Annotated in this window: 17 protein-coding genes; 14 read left to right on the top strand and 3 right to left on the bottom strand. The window is 35.7% G+C overall.

Annotated elements, in window-relative coordinates; genetic code table 11:
- The first annotated feature begins 12 nt into the window (after positions 1-12).
- From DKG80_RS00380 to DKG80_RS00395, 4 genes are all read left to right on the top strand, one after another.
- A complete protein-coding gene (locus DKG80_RS00380) occupies positions 13-1,779 on the top strand; it encodes an alpha/beta fold hydrolase (RefSeq protein WP_109829304.1) in 1,767 nt (588 codons plus the stop codon).
- Positions 1,780-1,978: 199 nt separating this feature from the next.
- Positions 1,979-3,007, top strand: a complete 1,029-nt coding sequence (locus DKG80_RS00385; RefSeq protein WP_109829305.1) for a hypothetical protein — start codon at positions 1,979-1,981, stop codon at positions 3,005-3,007.
- An 84-nt stretch (positions 3,008-3,091) separates the two neighbouring features.
- On the top strand, positions 3,092-3,775 hold the full coding sequence (locus DKG80_RS00390) for a helix-turn-helix transcriptional regulator (RefSeq protein ID WP_109829306.1): 684 nt from the start codon (positions 3,092-3,094) through the stop codon (positions 3,773-3,775).
- Between the two features lie 55 nt (positions 3,776-3,830).
- Positions 3,831-4,823, top strand: a complete 993-nt coding sequence (locus DKG80_RS00395; RefSeq protein WP_109829307.1) for a BtrH N-terminal domain-containing protein — start codon at positions 3,831-3,833, stop codon at positions 4,821-4,823.
- A gap of 103 nt (positions 4,824-4,926) precedes the next feature.
- Here the strand turns inward: DKG80_RS00395 and DKG80_RS00400 are convergent, their stop codons facing one another.
- Positions 4,927-5,547: a GNAT family N-acetyltransferase gene (locus DKG80_RS00400; RefSeq protein WP_109829308.1), complete on the bottom strand. Its 621-nt coding sequence runs from the start codon at positions 5,545-5,547 to the stop codon at positions 4,927-4,929.
- Between the two features lie 242 nt (positions 5,548-5,789).
- On the opposite strand from DKG80_RS00400, the gene DKG80_RS00405 reads away from it, so the two are divergent.
- From DKG80_RS00405 to DKG80_RS00420, 4 genes are all read left to right on the top strand, one after another.
- Positions 5,790-7,379 carry a hypothetical protein gene (locus DKG80_RS00405; RefSeq protein WP_109829309.1) on the top strand — a complete coding sequence of 530 codons (1,590 nt, stop codon included), beginning with the start codon at positions 5,790-5,792 and terminating at the stop codon, positions 7,377-7,379.
- A gap of 197 nt (positions 7,380-7,576) precedes the next feature.
- Complete coding sequence (locus tag DKG80_RS00410; protein WP_109829310.1) at positions 7,577-8,134, top strand: hypothetical protein; 558 nt, start codon at positions 7,577-7,579, stop codon at positions 8,132-8,134.
- On the top strand, positions 8,131-8,751 hold the full coding sequence (locus DKG80_RS00415) for a hypothetical protein (protein WP_109829311.1): 621 nt from the start codon (positions 8,131-8,133) through the stop codon (positions 8,749-8,751). Before DKG80_RS00410 ends, DKG80_RS00415 begins: the two co-directional genes overlap by 4 nt.
- Positions 8,752-9,127: 376 nt before the next feature.
- Positions 9,128-10,297, top strand: a complete 1,170-nt coding sequence (locus tag DKG80_RS00420; protein ID WP_109829312.1) for a helix-turn-helix transcriptional regulator — start codon at positions 9,128-9,130, stop codon at positions 10,295-10,297.
- A 278-nt stretch (positions 10,298-10,575) separates the two neighbouring features.
- Here the strand turns inward: DKG80_RS00420 and DKG80_RS00425 are convergent, their stop codons facing one another.
- Together DKG80_RS00425 and DKG80_RS00430 are read right to left on the bottom strand one after the other, a co-directional pair.
- Positions 10,576-11,481 (bottom strand): hypothetical protein, encoded by a 906-nt coding sequence (locus tag DKG80_RS00425; RefSeq protein ID WP_109829313.1) that lies wholly within the window; start codon positions 11,479-11,481, stop codon positions 10,576-10,578.
- A gap of 447 nt (positions 11,482-11,928) precedes the next feature.
- Positions 11,929-12,966: a hypothetical protein gene (locus tag DKG80_RS00430; protein ID WP_109829314.1), complete on the bottom strand. Its 1,038-nt coding sequence runs from the start codon at positions 12,964-12,966 to the stop codon at positions 11,929-11,931.
- 539 nt (positions 12,967-13,505) lie between these two features.
- On the opposite strand from DKG80_RS00430, the gene DKG80_RS00435 reads away from it, so the two are divergent.
- From DKG80_RS00435 to DKG80_RS00460, 6 genes are all read left to right on the top strand, one after another.
- Positions 13,506-13,796 carry a hypothetical protein gene (locus DKG80_RS00435; protein WP_109829315.1) on the top strand — a complete coding sequence of 97 codons (291 nt, stop codon included), beginning with the start codon at positions 13,506-13,508 and terminating at the stop codon, positions 13,794-13,796.
- Between the two features lie 92 nt (positions 13,797-13,888).
- On the top strand, positions 13,889-14,218 hold the full coding sequence (locus DKG80_RS00440) for a hypothetical protein (protein WP_109829316.1): 330 nt from the start codon (positions 13,889-13,891) through the stop codon (positions 14,216-14,218).
- A 42-nt stretch (positions 14,219-14,260) separates the two neighbouring features.
- On the top strand, positions 14,261-15,154 hold the full coding sequence (locus DKG80_RS00445; protein WP_109829317.1) for a glycosyl hydrolase family 18 protein: 894 nt from the start codon (positions 14,261-14,263) through the stop codon (positions 15,152-15,154).
- 513 nt (positions 15,155-15,667) lie between these two features.
- Entirely contained in the window at positions 15,668-16,705 is a 1,038-nt protein-coding gene (locus tag DKG80_RS00450) for a DUF2589 domain-containing protein (RefSeq protein WP_109829318.1), read from the top strand.
- Between the two features lie 211 nt (positions 16,706-16,916).
- Positions 16,917-17,672 (top strand): hypothetical protein, encoded by a 756-nt coding sequence (locus DKG80_RS00455; RefSeq protein ID WP_109829319.1) that lies wholly within the window; start codon positions 16,917-16,919, stop codon positions 17,670-17,672.
- A 9-nt stretch (positions 17,673-17,681) separates the two neighbouring features.
- Complete coding sequence (locus tag DKG80_RS00460; RefSeq protein ID WP_109829320.1) at positions 17,682-18,731, top strand: DUF2589 domain-containing protein; 1,050 nt, start codon at positions 17,682-17,684, stop codon at positions 18,729-18,731.
- The last annotated feature ends 11 nt before the right edge of the window (positions 18,732-18,742 follow it).

An 18,742-nucleotide genomic window follows, 5' to 3' on the forward strand; every position in this document is an offset into this window, starting at 1 on the left:
AGAATATTAGTTATGCAAAAAACAATAAAGGTATTGGGAGCAATTTTGGTTCTACTAGTTTTTAGTGGAGGTATAGTCTACTTTTTGTTTCCCAAAGTTCTAGTTGATCTAGCAAATGCTAGCTACGCTAAAGCAGCTCAACTAGAGAAAAAGCAAATAGAGGTAGATGGATATTTAGTCAACTACTATGAGAGTACTCCCAAAAGCAATCGCGAGATATTGGTACTAGTTCATGGTATGGGAGACGATAAGAATAGTTTTCTACGGTCAGCGGAATTACTTTCCCATTCGTTTCACTTAATTCTACCAGATCTGGCAGGACATGGAGAAAACGAGCAAAGACTTGGTATGGATTATTCCATATATGGACAGTCTACATTTTTACACTCTTTTTTATTGAAACTAGGAGTACATGAATTTGACCTAGTGGGCAATTCAATGGGGGGACATACTGCAGCAGCTTACGCTATTAAGTACCCTAAGGAAGTGAAAAAGTTAGTTTTATTAAACGCTGCCGGTCTAAAAATCGATGATCATGTGACCTACACAGGCTTTGGTAAAACAATAGAGAATGATGAAGATTTCGATAGACTACTAAATAAGATGTTCTATAAAATTCCTGAGATTCCAGCTCCTATAAGGAGGCATATGATCAATACTATCAACGATAGTAAGGACTTTGTAGATAACACATTAATTACGGCAGTGAAAAATGGTAAGTACTTCAACTTGAAAGATGACATTTCAAAGATCATAGCACCTACACTTGTTCTTTGGGGCAAACATGACAAGGTCGTCAATTTAAATGCTGCTGAATATTTTGAAAATAATATACCCGGTGCAAGGCTTCAGTTTATTGAGAATGCAGGTCATTCTCCCCAACTAGAAGTACCATTGGAAACTGCTCAGGCAATTGAAAATTTCTTATTAAAAACCAATTCAAGTGACATGACAAAAACTAGAGAACAACACCTTGCTAAGGTACAGCTGTATAGATGGTACCAACTGTATGAAAGGCAAATGAATACCGATCGAATCAATAATCAATTGGAGATTTTGACAGAAGATGTTTCTATTAAGTCGGTTTCTGGTGAAATGAAAGGAAAAAGTAACTATCCAGAGCGCTTGTCAGCTTATGATGGATGGAAAAACGCGCATCATGTAAAAGATGTATCAGTCGTCTCTACAGAAGAGGAGGTAAAACTTGAAGCCGATATTCATTATCAAAACATACGTCCAGACGGTGTTAGTAGTAGCTATACTATTCATTACCATACTTCATTAGAGAAATCTGAAAACGAGCTTCCACAATTTTCTTCCTTGGAGATGGAAATTACCTCTGAAACGGATGAGGAGTTCAAGGACGCTTACCCTGAGAATCGAGCAAAGTCATTGATGCACTATTGGTTAGCCAATATGGAAAGTCTAGACGGCAAAGTAGCGCCTTTTGAAGAGTTGTTAGCCGAGGGATTTACCTTAAACTTTTCAACCAGTGACCCTATCAATACTGTCGAAGGTTTAGAAAAATGGCTCAATGGTTCGCCTTTGCAGTTGAAGGAAAGTAGTCATTCGCCAAAGAACTTTTCCATAAAGACAATTGTAGAAAATGAATACGAAATGTCTGTAGAGTTTGAATGGGAAGGAGTTACTAAAGAGGACACCCGTCTAAAAGCAGTGACAAAGCATACTTGGTACATTGTCGATAACCCTAATGATAGATTTGCGAAAATCTTGAAAGTAGATGTGTCACAAATACAAACTCCACATGAAGTGAAATGATTTTAAGATACAACCTGTATTGTCTTTGTATGTATGCTGGAAATCTTAGCTGATTATTTAGTGTGGAATGGAAACATAAACACTTCAAAGTGTATCATTTTCATCTAAAAGTTAGTTAAATCGCGGAGCTATTGGTAGCAAGGTGTATTGCCTCCTTGTTTCCCAATAGCTTTATTTTTGATCAGCTAATATTTTTTATATGAACAGAAGGTTTTTAGGAATTGTACTCACAGTAGTGTTTGTCGTGCTGTCGGGTTCTGGATTGTTTTTATATTTTACCCCTCATACAACCAGTACCGCTTCATTGCATACTTTTTTTGGATTGCTTTTTTTGATAGCAATACTGTTTCATATTCTGAATAATAAATTACCCCTGACCAGTTACATAACAGGCAAAGGTCTATCAAATCTAAAAAAGCTCATTTCTCCATTGATCTTGGTAGTGCTAGTGGTGATATCATTAGCTGTTTATTACAACCTACCTGTCTTTGATAAACTATATAGTTGGGGGAACGAATTGAGAAATACACAAATAGGGAAGGAAGAAGTATCGTTTGACTATGAAATTATAGACTTGGATCAGGCAGTAGGAAACCGTGATGTTAGTGTAGAATTTAAGAAAGGTGTCTCCTTTAGACATCCAATCGTTGCCATCTGGTTAGAAGATACAGCAGGTAATTACATTCAAACCTTATATGTATCGAAACACATCTCGACTAGTACTTTTCAGTATGGTAAAAGGGTAGGAGATACATGGGAACCAGCAATAGTCAGGAGACCTGAGGCTTTACCCTATTGGTCTCATAAGCGCGGGATCAAAGCACCAGATGGGCTTTATATTCCATTGGAGGGAGCTCCCGACATCGATGGAGTTTCTGGAGCTACCCCTCAAAGCAATTGGATAATTAATTCCAAAGGGAATTTATATAGCGACAATAATTATAGCGTTTTAGTGGAATTCAATCAGTCTTTTGATTGGAATGAATATTATTCCAAAACTAGATTTCCTGAAGATGAAATCTATTCGGGATCAGGGGCTGTAGGTCAGCCTTCATTGATTTATGCATCAGAGATCAGTAGTACAGACTTAGTATCCACTACTCACAAAATCATGAACCTAATAGGACATGGTCATCACTCTGGTAAGGATGGGAAACTTTACAAAGACTTGTCAAACATTACTACAGCTAAGAATATAGCAGACAGAATAATATTGACTGTAAAATAAAACGATGTAGACATATGTGTCATAGTCCACGCTATTCAATCCTATTTATTCGAAAGCAGGTCATCAACTAAAGGAAAATCAAGAATGGACAGACTGACAAGGTTGACGACTATATTGATTCAGTTGCAATCAAAGAAAGTAATCGTAGCAAAAGAAATTGCGGATAGATTTGGAATCAGTCTACGCACAGTTTATCGTGATATCAGGACTCTACAAGATGCTGGAGTTCCTATTGGTTCTGAAAATGGGAAAGGGTATTTTCTAGCAAGCGGTTATCATTTACCTCCCATCATGCTTGACGAAAAAGAAGTAAATACACTGGTCATAGCAGAGAAACTAATCCAAAACCAAGGGGATATTTCATTGCAAAAGGACTTTTCCTCATTGCTATTTAAGATAAAATCGGTGCTGAAAAACTTTCAAAAAGAAAACTATGAACTATTAGAGCAAAGAGTTGCCCCGTCCTATCTAAAAACACCACTCGAAAGCAGCTCACTATCTGATATTAAAGATGCCATTTGTCGTACCGTAGTAATTGAACTAACCTATCATGCTGTCCATCAGGATAAAATTACTAAGCGAAGAGTCAATCCTCTAGGAGTTTATTTTTCTAGTCAAGCATGGATACTGGTAGCGTTTTGTCATCAGAGAAATGAGCACAGAGAGTTTAGATTGGATAGAATTATAGATTACGAATTGACCAGTGATACATTTCGAAATGATGTCAATTTTAATCTTACAAAGTACTTTATTGAAAAATACCAGTGAAAGCTGACATAGGGCTGTCATACCCTGATTCTACGTTTGTGCCAAAGAACGAATTATGATACTACAAAACTTTAAGACTTTTAATGGTCAGCACTGTGAGACTACGGCCACGGGAAGTTTGATAAACCAGCTAGGTATAGAACTCTCAGAACCTATGCTATTCGGGATAGGGGAAGGACTAGGGTATATTTTTTGGAATATGAAAGTAATGGACTTTCCATTCATCGGTGGGCGAATCAAGCCAGACCTGTTGACCGATAATATCTGTAAAAACTTGAAACTAAAGCTCGAAGTGCAAGAGACATCTTCTACCAAAAAAGCTTGGGAAAACATTAAATCTAAGTTGGATAGTGGAAAAGCAGTAGGACTCAAGTTGGACTGTTACCACTTAGAGTACTTTACGACCAAGATTCATTTTGCAGGGCACTATGCTTCTATATATGGATATGATAATAATATGGCGTATCTCAATGATACAAATCAACAAGCTAGGGATGCGAAGACAACACTAAAGAGCTTGGAGTTGGCTAGAAATGAGAGAGGACCTATGTCATCTAGAAATCTCTCATACACGATTACGAAACATCAAGAATTGCCCGACTTAAAAAAAGTAATCAAAAAAGCTATTTATAATAACGCAGTCGATTTTCTCAACCCACCGATCAAGAATATAGGCTACAAAGGGATTGATAAGACTAGTACAGAAATCAAAAAATGGTTTCGGACAAGTGATAATATTGAGAAGGACTTTGCTACCTCAGCGTCATTAATGGAGCGTGGAGGTACAGGAGGGGCTTTGTTTAGAAATATTTATCGTGATTTTCTCAAAGAAAGCGCGGTGATTTTAGACTCAAAGGAAATAGAAGATGCGAGTCAAGACTATGCAGAGATAGCACTGCTATGGAGTCAGGTAGCATCCTTGTTTGAGCAGATTAGTGAGAAGAAAGAAATGTCGGATGTGAATCAAGCTTCCGAATTGTTTATCGAATTATCCGAAAAGGAGAGGGGTACAATGGAGAAATTAAGGGAGATTAGCAAGGATCAATGAATTGCACATAAATCTCCTTTAGTAATTATGTTTTGGACAAGGAGGATATTTAAATATCCTTCCTGTTTAAACTTTTAAGCGTCACAAGTTCTTGACAGCAATATCAGTTCAATGTCTCGCGTTTCAAGATATTGAGTTGATAGCCCAATTCTAATGTTTTAATGATTTTGAACCCGTGTTTTTGATACCAAGGGATGTTCACTGGGTTTGAAGTTTCTAGGTAAATTGGGCGGTCTTTATATTCGTCAAGAACATGGTGGAGAAGATTAGATCCTATTCCCTTCTTTTGGTTGTCAGGTAGCACACCAATATACCAGAGGTGATAAAAGGCATCTTTAGGTTGAAACTTCTTGAGTTTAGATTCTCTATTTAGCACCTTTAATACATGAGAAAAGCCTATAACTTTTAGTACTAGAATAGCTGTCCAGTACACATCGAATTTGAAGGTAGTTTTTTTCTTTTCGGGCAAGAGCATGATACAACAAGACTTGTGGTCTTCAGAAAGAAAAACTTTGCCAAAAGTCAATCCATATTCAAAACTATAATCAATAAGCCTTTCGATTCTCTTCAATTCTGTCTTATCATTTTTGACTACGAATTTTATGCTTCCATTTTCTTTGAAAGAAGAGGATAGAATTTTTCGGACTATTTTTTTGTGAGACTTATTCGCTACGATCATTGTTTTAGCTGATATGATAAATGATAAAGGCGAGCAATTTAGCATTAAAGTTGAATAGAGGTGTCAGTTTGAATATGATTTAATAAGTATAATCCGTTGTGTTTAATGATGGTCAATTTTTCAACATTAAGAGACTATTTAGGTTTGTTGTTTAATGTGATAATTCATTGTTTAAATATAATTATTATGACTTGTTGACGGTTTGTTGACTCCTGATTTTAGCTGGTTTTAGGATTTTTAGATGTCCCAAATAGTTTCGCGTCGAATCACAAAAACATATATTATTTATGAAAAAACCAGTTATAATTTTATCTCTCTTCTATTTGCTAGCATCTTGTGCAGATGAGTCATTTGATGATATACAAAATACATCTGATGTAGCAAATAGTATAGATAATGACACTCCTTATTCTGTAGAAGAAGGCCTTATGAACTTTTCTTCTTTAGAAACTTTAGATGAGTATCTATTTGGAATAGAACAACAGCTCATAGCGATCGAAAATGAAAGTCAAAGTAATGCACGTACAATTCAGCAGGTTGATTTGCCAGAAGGATTTGTACCATTGGTGGATAGTTATCATAATAAATCCTCTAGCGACAATTCAAGAATACTAGAGGGAAGTGAATCAGATGAGGCTATTGCAATTGAAATCGCAGAGGTTATCAATGAAAACCTTATTCCGAATGAGGCTTTACATTATGTTTTGGACACAGCTAGAAGGTTAAAAATTGCCAATGATATCTATCATGTTACGGAGGGTGGTACATTTATTTATTCTCCTAATTATACGAATGAGTTTGAAAACTTGTACGAGAATTTTTTAGATGAATACTTAAATTATTCAGAACAAATTGATTCTATTACTTATCGCTATAATAATGTTTTGTTTAAAGATTCATTCGGATATGTGGCTAGAAAAGATCTATCCGAAGAAAAAGTAATTGATTTTATAAGCGGTAATTACGAAACCTTTGATCAAGGAGAAGTTATCGAAGAAGGCCCTTCTAATGCTAGAACCAATGGAGGAAACACCGTTGTTTATGGATTGAGGACTGTTAGTAAACCAAAAACGAATAAAATTGGAATTTTAAATGTTCGCAGTGCTATGTTTGATTCAGATCATAGGGTTGCGGTTTCACTTGATGAAGTTGATATTAATATAGGGTTTGCAGGAGCGAATTATGCGAATTTTAAGGTCAAATTTCAAACGAAAAAGACAGTTCGAACATGCGTTAAGATTTTTCGAAAAAGACGTTGTAAAAACTTATATTCTTATTGGGTGAAAAGAACCGCCAGTGATTTGGTTATTGGTCAGGAAGAAATGGAGTTGGAGTTTACGTATCCATTCGGTTGGGAAGGAGGCAACTACTATGATGTTTATGATAGATACCCTCATATAGCTGGAGATGCCATATACACTCTTAGTTATAATGGACTCAAAAAAATCGACTTTATATCAGGGTGGTCTGGTTACATTAGGTTATTTCGTTTTGAGGTAAATCTTAAATCTGGCGGAAGAGCTAATGAGTTTTTGTGGAATCAAGGCAAGGATTGGGTAAAAGGTGAGATAAAAAAAGGGACAACCAAATTTGTAAAGACTCATACTAATTATGATGCTGATGCGGCAAAAATGGTGGCTATTCAGTACGGGCGCAAAGAATATTTTATTTCGGATGGGATAGGACGTCATCGAAACAAACAAGAACAAAAAGCTAATTTTTTGACTTTGGGTGGCGGTTTTGCAATAAAAAAGAATAACGACGGAAATATTGAAATGGGGAAATATAGAAACGTAAAAGCTAAGTTAAAATCAGGAAGTATATTTGGAGCCATCAAATACAATGGAAAATGGAGAGGTGTAAGAATAGGTATTTAGAAAATAGCAACTTATATATTATTACAGCTATAAGGACTAGTCAACAATCTTTTTGATATCAAAATAGAAATCCAAAGCTATACTTTTATAAGTGTAGCTTTGGTAAAATTTCTTTTATCAAAAAAATTGGTTCAATCTTTGTTCACTGACAGATACACCGTTATCCGAGTTTTTACAACCAGTTTAGTTTTTATCATATGCTTTTTAAACTCAACCAAAGAGGAGTAATTCTATTCGCTACTTTGTTGTTATTATCCTTTCAAAAGCTTCATGCGCAAGAAGCTACCATAGAAAAAAGTATTACCGGAATCAATGTAGGACTATCAGGATTGTCTCTATCACAAGAAAAAAGATTTACCCCTACTTTTTCTTTGAGGTTGGAAGCAGGAACGGGATATGCTAGGATGCAAGGTAGTAATGTATGGTATCCCTATTTTGCTATACAGCCAAGATGGTATTACAACCTGGAAAAGAGGGTGTCAAAGACAAAAAACATTAGAAGTAACAGTGGTAATTTTATTTCTACCGTTGTATTTTATGAGCCAGAGTCTGTTCAAAAAATAAATAATGGTACTATAAGGTCAGGTTTTATTTTTTTAGGGCCAGTTTGGGGAATGAGAAGGCAAGTTGGCAAGCGTTTTAGTTTTGAATTTTCTTTGGGAGCTGGATGGTATAGAAGGTTTAATGAAGATCCTGAAAATGTTTTCGGACAATATATTGATTTGAATTTTGGATATAATTTCATCAAGAGATGAAGAAATTAATCAGTTTGATTCTCTTTCTATTGCTTTCTGTCTGCTCTTCCTACAGCCAATCCTTCAATATAGAGATTGGAGTTTCTGATGGCTATGAATCACTTGGAGCAGAATTTACAACACATTTGTTAGCAGGTATAGGGTATTCTATTACATCATTTGATTATGTATATGGTGGTGCAGAAATTTCGCATTATAGTTTACCAGTCGATGATAACATTGCTTCATGGGCGCTGTTGACAGGTTATCGTCATTGTTTTAGATTCGGTACGGTAAAAAAAGGAACGAAGAAAGAAAAGGATATAGGCATATACTTAGATCCTAGAGTATATTTTGCTCCTGCACTTTCTCGTCAGGTGAAGTATGCCCCGTATGATCCTGAAACTGAATCCTTCGTGAGTAAAACGGCTAGAGGAGAATTGAAAAGTCAGTGGTCTTATGGTATAGGGTTGGGACTTTATTTTGAGCCAGCCGAGAGTTACGCCTATTGGTCAATAAAGGTTGAATACACTGAATATGATCCTTACGAAGTATTGCGCGAATTAGAATTTCCGGGGTCTTCCTCATTGCCTTCTGAGTCAAGAATAGTTTTAAGCTTGACACTTTTTGTGTGGTAATACTATTTTGAAAAAGAGATTTTTAGATAAGAGGGAGGTGTACTTTTATGAGGCTGTAGAAGTACATAGCCTCCTTCTATTTAGATACTGCACCTCTATTTCTTCGTTTAATGGTTCGATAAAAATGAATTTTAACCGTTGTTAGAAATTGTTGTTTTTAGTAGCTTGCTTTCTTTAATAAATATATCCCTATCATTATCTACACTAGTTTATCAGAATATTCTAAAAGGCTATGTAGTAAGACTAAAAAAGCACTAAAAGTGTACTCATCACCTGATAATGTATTGTTTTCGATCACTTAGCTGAGACTAAACTGTTTTAACCATTCTTATACAGCATAAATTATTGTCTTGGGTGTTATGTTGACTATTTAACTATGACCAAAGTATTTGGAACAGAGATGTACCTAGTTACATTTTTAATTTCTGTTTTTGAAGCGGTGATGCTTCTATTTGCCCTATTCTGGTTTTCTATTCGTCATTCTGATAAAGATCGTTTACACTATCTCTTTTTACTTTTTACATTGCTTATGTATAATGTGGTAAGCGGATTGCTCCCAGATGATGCCTACAACCATTATATACCTTATGGAGTACAGGTAGTATTAGCTTATGCTAGTGGTTTCTGTCATAGTATCTATTTCCCATACTATTGTTATAAGGTTTATGATCTTAAAGAACTGAAATGGATTGTATTTAAACTTACTTTTTACCTTTTGATTTTACCATTTCTATTGATGTTTATAGTCCCGTACGTTTGGACAGGAGATCTGGAATTCGCTCGTAAACTAACCGTATTATTACCTTTCATATTTGGACTTGTGTTTACTGTTTTTCTTGGTAAGAGCCTTTACCAGCGCTATATCTTTGGAGTGCCTAGTCAGAAAATAAACTGGATTAATTTAGGAGCAGTATTTCTTTCCTTAGTTTTTTGGTGTGGGTTACCAGTGATTGTGTTTTTTGGTGATTTTCAAGTTATTGAAGCTACAACAACCAATTTCGGGTTTTTACTACTTACCATAGTTTTTATCAGGCATTCTATTATTAATTCAAATCAGGAGCATACTCTTTTCGAAATTCAACAAAAGCAAGTGATACAGCTCCAAGAAGAGCTGTCTTCAAATAAGGTAGAGTTGTCAAACTTGGTGATAAAATATTCGCAAGGACAAGCGACTTTAGAAACCCTAAAAGACCAATATTTTAATCTCACCCCAAAAGAAAGAGCAGAGTTTCCAGAATTGACTAGAGTGTTTAAGGAAGGGTTTTCAGAAGATGATGAATGGAAAACCTTTTTTGAGAGTTTTGATAAGACTTATAACGGGTTTTATGGTAAACTACGCCAAAACTACATTGACCTTTCTGAGAAGGAGCTTCGCCACATTGTTTATATGAAACAAGGGTTGAGTAAAAAAGAAAAGGCTAAACTTTTAAATGTGAAAGAGAGCTCTATAAGGGAACTTCAGTATAGAATAAAGAAGAAGATTTCACCGCCAGAAGGTGTTGATCTATTAGACTATATCAATAAATCTGTCAACGATGCTATTTAGTTTAAGACTTCTATAAGTATTGAGAACATTGAAGTCATTTTCCAATGTGAAGAGACATTGCTAAAATCCTCTCTATGCATAAAAGGCTACTATATCATATAGCTTCACCTTGGAGTATTGATTATCAATTTTGTTAAAACCTACTGAGAATAAATCTTATACGGAGAAATTAAGGGAGGTTAACGCGGATCAGTGAATCGTATATCAATCTCCTTTTAGTATAGAAACGTTTTTAATGTAAGTGTAGCGGCTTTGAAACTAATTCCGAAGCCAAGTGTCTACTTATTAGTATTATCATTTGTTGAAATATCTTTAATCACAACAAGAAGCATCAATCCTTCTAAAGTATACCTTCTATAGAATTTCATATAGGCCATAAATGATATATATGTTAAAGTCATAAACAAAACATTAAAGAGAATCACATTAAGACTAATGGATAAACTAATGTCAATAGTGATTATGCTACAATAGAAATAATACCAAAAAACACATATAAATATTAAAACTAGATTTCTTAGAAAACCATATAAAGCAACATAGTTTACCATTCTAAATTGATGATGTTGACTGTTTTCGAATGCGTAGTGATGAACTATTCTATTAAAATCAATTTCTTTTAAATTGAACTCAATCTCTTTTTCCTCGTTTTTTGTAAGAATTTTTAAAAGAGCCAAAACTTTCTTTTTAGTAATATCTATTAGATGATCATCTAATTTTTTCGAGTAGAAATTTCTAAATCTCAATAATTGACCTAGTAAGTAATCCATAATGGAAAGAGGTAAAATAATTAATATCAAAAAAAACCTACCTATATTTTTAAAACATGGATTTGTTTCATCTCCGTCAGCATCACAATAACTATTATTATTAGAGAAGACCCAAAATGGTTCTTTTTTATAGCCTAACATCGTTTTTGATGGATATCCATATCTCCAATTTCCGAATTTTTCAATTGTAATTGAAGAAATAAAGCTCATCAAGTGACCTAATGAATAAGCCATTATTACGAAAAATAATATATCCTGAGAATAAGATTGGAACATTGATGAAAACAAGTATTCCAAATTAAAATCACTAATGTTAACACCCCATTTTTTAAATACTAAGTAAGCATAAATAAGTGTAGAACCAGGGATTAGATAGCCTAGAAAATCATATAGTGAAAATGGGTTTTGTTTCATGGTAATTAAAGTTTTCTAAATCATAGCTATTAGCTATTCAAGCTTGAATTCTACATAATATATCTAAGAAGATAATTTATCACAAACAATGGTATTATTTAATGTTGTTTTTAAGCACAGCATACTTTAACCCAAGTATAAAGCTTCGCTGGTGCGCTTTTAGCTTGTACCCGAGTTACTGACCCAGTCAATTATCGTAGACCTCCAAAAAAAACATTTCTTATCAAATAATCAGTGGCACTAGTATACTAAGCTAGACTGATTGAGTGGGTGAAATTTGAGGAAAGCAAAGCTGATTCATGGTATTTAATCATTGTATAGTACTTCATATAAAACCATAGGAAATGATCTGCGAATCGCAAGCACAAGCTACAAGCTTGTGCCAACTAGGGATTGAGAGGTGCATCATGGGCTTATAGCTCACTGCCGTCTACTCGATTATCAGTATTATTTTAACAGACTAATAAAAGAATTCCAATTAATTTTTAGCGCTCCTGATTGAGTGCCTAGGATGACATGTCTAGTGCCAATCGTTCCAATACAGTTGATTTGATAATCTTTGAGGCTTGCTGTAGTAATGTCATTCAAAATAATACTATCGTTCTCTATTGTTAACTGAATCAATTTGCTATGATCATAACCAATGAGTTCATCTTCTACTTGAGTGTAGCCATTAATGATCTCAAGACTGCTTGTCATGACTTGATTCCACCTTGTTCCCTGTAATGATTTATAGACCCCACCATTGAAAGGGACTCCATAGATTTCGCCATTATACTCGAACATGTTCTCAAAAGAAGCGTTGCATACCACTTTTTGTGAACCATCTTTCGAAACCTGAATACAACTCTCAGCATCGTTTAAATAAAAGTTATCTCCAAACATAAATATCCCTCTGATGAAGTTAGTGTATGAATTTACATTATCAATTTCGATGATTTTATGATCTTCAATAGATATTTCGTCACTATTCCCAAGCTCAATCAAAAGAACTTTGAAATGAACCGACGAGCTAGATTCATTATAAGGAATCATTATTGTATTATCCGAAATTGCAGCCCCAACCTGCTGACGACCTTGCCAAACCTCAAAATCAGTAAAAAGTTGATCGAATTGTGATATTGAAACCCACAACGGATCTGAACTGGTATTCATTGAACTAATGTAAACGCCATTTGTTCTGGCTTCAATAAATACTGTATAATCTTTGGAGATACTGTACTCGTGTGGATTAAAAAGGCTAGAATAACTGACTATATTTTTTGTTATATCAAGACTATCATTTGCAGTGTTCAAGGAGACTGTTGTAAGTAAGTTTGAACCCACTAAGAATGTACTACCTCCTAAGTTTAACGCATTTCTGACCTCATACGAAACATCGTCAATTGGCTTCCAGTCCGCCGTGTTAGTATGAAGAGCATTATCTTCATCACAGGATAGAGTTAATAATGCAAATAATAGGGTCAGGTAAGATTGATATTTCATTTTGGATAAATTCTGATTATTAGATGTAGTTACTGATAACGTCTTTGTATAGGTCTGTGCCAGTACAGTTTTTAAAAGCACTAAACTAACCGATCCGATCTGCACAGTCAACCTCGGCCTTCTGGAATTCTTTTGATCCGAGAATACTGCTGCTACGTCTGCCCATTCTTGGGTATTCCAAGACCTTAGTTAGATGTTTCGCGCTGCTCAACATGACTGCGTTTTTTAGATAATGAAAACCTTAGCTCGCTGGTCATTAACCCAGTCAAATATCGTCGATCTCCAAAAAACATTTCCTACCAAATTATCAATGTCTCCAAGGCATCCTGCATATTCCATTCATACAAAATAGCCTATCACTCATAAACAAAATCATCACGTTCATACATCTAATTAGCATCCTTTCAGTGAGGTAGCTATCCTTGAATTGTAATTAGTAATCGAGGTAGCTTGGTTGCTGATAATTCAACTGACTGTTCTTATCTATTTGACTGAAGAGGACAGTCATATGTTTAATATCAAAATAAACTATATCAATTATGGAAGAAATAATTCCAATCTCTCAAGGAGGAATCGAAGAAGTGATGCCCTTAAATTTCAGTGTTCAGTACAAAGAAATGTATCAGCCAAACGATCAATATCGACTGCTGTTGATTGTTAGAAATCAAGATATGAAAGTATTGAGGGAGCAGATAGTTGGCTATGACCAATATACGACAGTCGTCCCAAAAGGGCTTAATGGTGGTTACAATTTGTATTTACAACGATGGGACGATCAGGATCAAAGCTGGGAAAATACAGAAGGACAAATTACCCGTAACAGGATTTGATTTAAGAACGAGTAAAGTACTCAGGGATAACAATGTCTTTGGTTACAACCGTTATAAATAAAAAGTATTGTCAACAATAAAATAAAAAGAAAATGAATCTAAGAATAATCAACAATTCTACAACAGTATTTGTACAATGCACAGGAACAGAAAGTGCTACTCCCATCAACGGTTTGAATATTCCTGCCAACGTTCCTAATGCTGCGAATGTTGCTGAGGTAGAGTTAGTTCCGGATGAACTGGATAATATTAATGGGACTATAGGTCTACAACAACCAGAGCAATCTGTTCAATTAGAAACATCCTTAGAAGGAGATACAGTAATTGTCAGGAGAGAAGGAGCAAACAATGTACTGGTTCCTAGAAATGGAAATATCCAAATTAATTGGAGTAGTGGAATTACAAATATTACGGCCTATTGAGAGCATAATAATTACTCACATAACTTAAACTATAAATACACAATGAAAAATGCATTAATGGTAGGATACCTTCAGAGTTGGGGGAGCTCAAATATCACATTTACAGAAGCTGTGAAGAGAGGCTATACTACACCGGTAATGGCCTTTGGCGAAATTAACAGAAGCGAAGTAGGGATTTATGGTGGTGCTTTTGCTCCGTCTCCCACACCTGAGGAATTGAAGAAGGATATACAAGGAGCAAAAGAAAATGGAGCAGAACAAGTACTGTTTTCAGTAGGAGGAGGAAACAATACTTATTGTCCTAAGAACGCAGATGTGGTGACTTTAGCCCAAAATATAGTTGCTTATTTAAGTGAATATGGTTTTACAGGAATTGATTTTGATTTGGAGTTGAGTTGTGACAAAAACGATCAGGTATACCTAGACCAACTGTGTGCAGAAATCAAAAAGCTAGACGAGTCATTGATAATCACAGCAGCTCCTCAGCTAAATCAGGCAGATCATGGCAGCAATTTATTTTTGGTCTCCCAGGGAAACGACAACATCTTTGAAATAGCTGTGGCCAATAATAGATTTGACTATCTTTTTGTACAAGCCTACAACAACGGATGGCCAGAAGTCAACGGATGCAAGGAAACGGATGTTTGTTTTATCTCAGCAGCATTCAATAACTTGAAGAACACCATTCCTTCTGCTACTAAAATAGTGATAGGAGAACCAGCCAATAATAAGGCAGCAGGAACAAGTATTTTCCCAAAATCAGACGTTCCTTCAGACATTTATGAGCGCATAGCAAAGCAGTACAGTTCTATACATGCAGATGAGCAATTTGGAGGGGCAATGTGTTGGAGCGTCAATCTCGACGAATCCAACGACTATTCTTTTGTGAATGCAGTAGGTCCCGTGATTGATTCTTCTGTACCCTCATTAGTATAAAGATTAAAAAATGGAGAAACTGTTACCTACAGTATCTCCATTTTTCACCTCTGTGTCCGCTATGCTTTGCCTAACTACGCATGACGATTGGATGGAATGTAACAGCTTTGTCAATCAGCATAGGTCAAACAATTTTTGTATTGTCATAGATCGTTTCATTGGCACCAAGGAATTCTACTTTTTCATTCATACCATATCCAGTCACTGGTGAATAAAGTCAGTATTTCCAGAGCGAGCAAAGCACTCTTTCAAAACAGACTGTAAGTAGTGCGACCCGAGAACCTAAGATAAGTCTTGACTTGCCCGACATATACATGCCAAACGTAACAGGGATTCAATATTCTAAAATGCAGTAAAGTACGTATTTATGGTGTTAATAACAGTTGTAGGCAAAGTCGAGTCCAAAGTGGAATAGCACCACTATAAAAAGCTATCTGACTTGCACAGAAGAAAGCAAGGGCGATAACCGAAAAGCCATACGAGTAGGATAATAATAAACTTAAATTAACAATTATGGCGATAGATACAGCACCGTCAACAGTGGCAACTAGTGCCTTGCAAGCCATCCCGTTTTCCAGTTTAATAGGAGGACCATTGGATGCTGCGATTAGTGCACAGGCTCAGGCTGCCAAAACAAGTTGGGAGTTTATCCAAAATGTAGGACTCACGACCAATCCTGAGACTCAAATGGAAGAGGCAATTAATGTCACCTTCTACTACAACAAGGATGGGAAAATGACTAAACTATTAGTTCCGTTATTGACCATCGTACCGATTCCGTACATAGCAGTAGATGAAGTGGATATTAAGTTCAAAGCCAATATTTCAGCAGCTTCGTCTAGCGTGAGCTCTACATCAGAAGAAACTAATGTAGGAGGATCGGCTAATGTTAAAACGAAGGTTGGTTGGGGACCATTTAGTCTTTCAGCTAATATTAATGCCAATTACTCTAGTAAAAAAGACTCTAAGGCATCTGAAGAGTCCAAATACTCTGTAGAGTATACTATGGATGTCAATGTCCATGCGAGTCAGTCTGATATGCCAGCAGGTATGTCCAGTGTTCTCAATATTCTACAGCAGAGTATCACTGAAGGGAATAGAGAAGGTTCATTCATTTTGTCTTCTACTTTAATTAATGAGGAAACACTTAAAGGTACTAACGATTTCAACTTTCCAATCAATGCGACTATTAAGGACAGCAATGGACTACTGGTAGTAGGTAAGAAGGTAGAATTTACAATTCCTGAAGAAGATGGAGAAGATGGAAAAGATAGTAAAGTAACTTTCAAAAACATTGACTCAGCAACAACCGATAAATCCGGTATTGCAAAATTCACCATAAAAGGGGAAATCACTGGTGATGCTGGAGATCAAGTAGCTGAGTCTATCCCTTTCACTCTTAAAGTGACAGATACAGACCTGAACTATGAAGGGACACTGCAAGTAATTGGTACCGTAGCTGGAAATGATTCGAATGGTGATGAAGATGATCCAAATGCTACGAATGATCCAAAAAATGGTAATCAAGAAGAACCACCTACCGGTGAATAGCTTTAGGATCCCAAATAAGGCTCATAGTCTATAGAGTATAATTCTAAGACTATCAGGTCTGGTTCAAATAAAGTTTTGAAGATACCTCGAGGAGTATTCAATGGTGATAAAAACAGAGTGGTAATTGGCCATTATCACTCTGTCAATAAATCCATTACTTACTCTCAGCCTGACTGAGTTTGATAAATCTTAATTTAAAATCAACTAAAAAATGACACTAGAAACCGTTTTTACCAATCTCCTAGAAGGATTGTCACTGTCTCAATATGAATCATACAAGTTTTCACAAGACAACAGTAGTAGTATTTCTGAGAATTTATTTCCCATACCAGTAGCAGAGGTTAAAGAAGTTACTCTCAATATCAACTATGCCTATGAAGATGGATATGATGTGGAAAAAGATATAAAGAAGATTGATATTCAAAAGATATACAACAATATTGAAAGTAGTACGGCTAGTATAGCGGATGGTCTTCAACGTAAAATAGCCGAGCAAATAGATCAAAAGAGTCAAGATATACATGATCAGGTTAAATGGACTGAAGTAAAAAAGTTACTGGATGAAGGTATACTGACAGACCTGATTATGAATAAGTTTAAAAGCTTGTTTGTCAATAAAATAACAGATCTACCGTCAAAAAAAGTGGGGATTATCCCCGAAAAAATAATCTCAATTGACCAAGAGTTTTTAGAAGCTTTTACCAGTGTTTTGGAGCGTCAAGACGAAGTCGCGTTATACCTTCCACTCATTACTTCTTCATCCTCACTGTACACTCTGCTCGACCAGCAGATGAAAAGTGCTAACATGTACAAGCAGTTGAATATAAAGGCCGATGACATCATTTACACAGGTATGAATATCACTGTGGACAAGGACAAGTTAAAAGACCTTCCTCCTCAATCTATTCAGAATGTGACCATGAAACTCAATATGAATAACGTGATTAAAAGAACAGTTTCAGAATAATCAAGTATTATGAACACTAGCATATATGATGATGCAGCGACAGGGTTAGAAAAAATTTTTTCTGCCCCTCTCAATGCAGTTATTGATGCCGATATACGTTTGGCAAACAGTATTGCAAACTTCATTGAGTCCTATGGATTTGAGAACTCGGATGAAGGTGATGTCGAAAAAGGCAATATAGAAACCAAAGAGGAGGATGATGCCAAAGGTGGTAAAAAACTAGGGCCTCTTAGGATGATTTCTTTTACCTACAATCAAGATGGAAAGAAGGTAACCATCAAAATTCCAGCCTTGTCGCTGATTCAACTGCCCCTGCTACAAATAAAAAAAGCGGACTTTGACATGGAAGTTCAGCTATTCACGATGGCAGTTGATAATCAGTCTAAGCAAAATAATAATACCGAAATAGATGAGAAAGTACCTTCTCTTGAAGAAATCGCAAAAAGCAAACAAAGAAAATCAAAACCTCCTAAGGTCCTTTTAAGAGGCGTAATGACTGCTAGCTCATCAGCAGGTAATGAAGATAAGTTGAAAGAATCCATGAAAGCTAATATGAAAGTCAAGCTGGAAATGGGTGCTTCAGATATGCCAGGAGGCTTGATCAATATGCTAGCCGTACTCAATGATGTCACAGAAGTACAAGACCAGGTCGGTTGGAAGATTACTAATTCGCCCGAACAACCTGAGGTAGTATTGTCAGACCTCACTGCTGATAGAGAAAAAGATGGGAATACACTCTACCACTTCAGCGTGAAAATAACGGCTTCCTTGAAAGATAGTAGCAAGACCGAGATACCAAATCAGCTTATAGTTTTAGTACTTAATAATCAAGATATTGATGGAATCACTTTTAATTATCTTCCTGACAAACCATATTATCAGCAATATACTAATGCGTGGGGGGAGACAACCTTTACCGTATCAGGAGTCATATCATCTCAGCAGTTCAATACTAAAGAAGTACGATTCAAAACCTATCTGGAAAAAAATAATAAAGTAGCCTCCGAAGGAACCATCAAGTTCATAGGGGAACTCACAAAATCATCTAAAATCAATTAAATCAATAGTAA

Origin of the sequence: Reichenbachiella versicolor, assembly GCF_003171675.1 — a bacterium.
Taxonomy (GTDB): Bacteria; Bacteroidota; Bacteroidia; order Cytophagales; family Cyclobacteriaceae; genus Reichenbachiella; species Reichenbachiella versicolor.

Coding starts and splice junctions, on each gene's coding strand:
- DKG80_RS00390 (WP_109829306.1), top strand. CDS start 3,092: ATGGACAGACTGACAAGGTTGACGACTATATTGATTCAGTTGCAATCA.
- DKG80_RS00440 (WP_109829316.1), top strand. CDS start 13,889: ATGAATCTAAGAATAATCAACAATTCTACAACAGTATTTGTACAATGC.
- DKG80_RS00420 (WP_109829312.1), top strand. CDS start 9,128: ATGACCAAAGTATTTGGAACAGAGATGTACCTAGTTACATTTTTAATT.
- DKG80_RS00395 (WP_109829307.1), top strand. CDS start 3,831: ATGATACTACAAAACTTTAAGACTTTTAATGGTCAGCACTGTGAGACT.
- DKG80_RS00400 (WP_109829308.1), bottom strand. CDS start 5,547: ATGCTAAATTGCTCGCCTTTATCATTTATCATATCAGCTAAAACAATG.
- DKG80_RS00460 (WP_109829320.1), top strand. CDS start 17,682: ATGAACACTAGCATATATGATGATGCAGCGACAGGGTTAGAAAAAATT.
- DKG80_RS00435 (WP_109829315.1), top strand. CDS start 13,506: ATGGAAGAAATAATTCCAATCTCTCAAGGAGGAATCGAAGAAGTGATG.
- DKG80_RS00430 (WP_109829314.1), bottom strand. CDS start 12,966: ATGAAATATCAATCTTACCTGACCCTATTATTTGCATTATTAACTCTA.
- DKG80_RS00410 (WP_109829310.1), top strand. CDS start 7,577: ATGCTTTTTAAACTCAACCAAAGAGGAGTAATTCTATTCGCTACTTTG.
- DKG80_RS00380 (WP_109829304.1), top strand. CDS start 13: ATGCAAAAAACAATAAAGGTATTGGGAGCAATTTTGGTTCTACTAGTT.
- DKG80_RS00425 (WP_109829313.1), bottom strand. CDS start 11,481: ATGAAACAAAACCCATTTTCACTATATGATTTTCTAGGCTATCTAATC.
- DKG80_RS00445 (WP_109829317.1), top strand. CDS start 14,261: ATGAAAAATGCATTAATGGTAGGATACCTTCAGAGTTGGGGGAGCTCA.
- DKG80_RS00385 (WP_109829305.1), top strand. CDS start 1,979: ATGAACAGAAGGTTTTTAGGAATTGTACTCACAGTAGTGTTTGTCGTG.
- DKG80_RS00405 (WP_109829309.1), top strand. CDS start 5,790: ATGAAAAAACCAGTTATAATTTTATCTCTCTTCTATTTGCTAGCATCT.
- DKG80_RS00415 (WP_109829311.1), top strand. CDS start 8,131: ATGAAGAAATTAATCAGTTTGATTCTCTTTCTATTGCTTTCTGTCTGC.
- DKG80_RS00450 (WP_109829318.1), top strand. CDS start 15,668: ATGGCGATAGATACAGCACCGTCAACAGTGGCAACTAGTGCCTTGCAA.
- DKG80_RS00455 (WP_109829319.1), top strand. CDS start 16,917: ATGACACTAGAAACCGTTTTTACCAATCTCCTAGAAGGATTGTCACTG.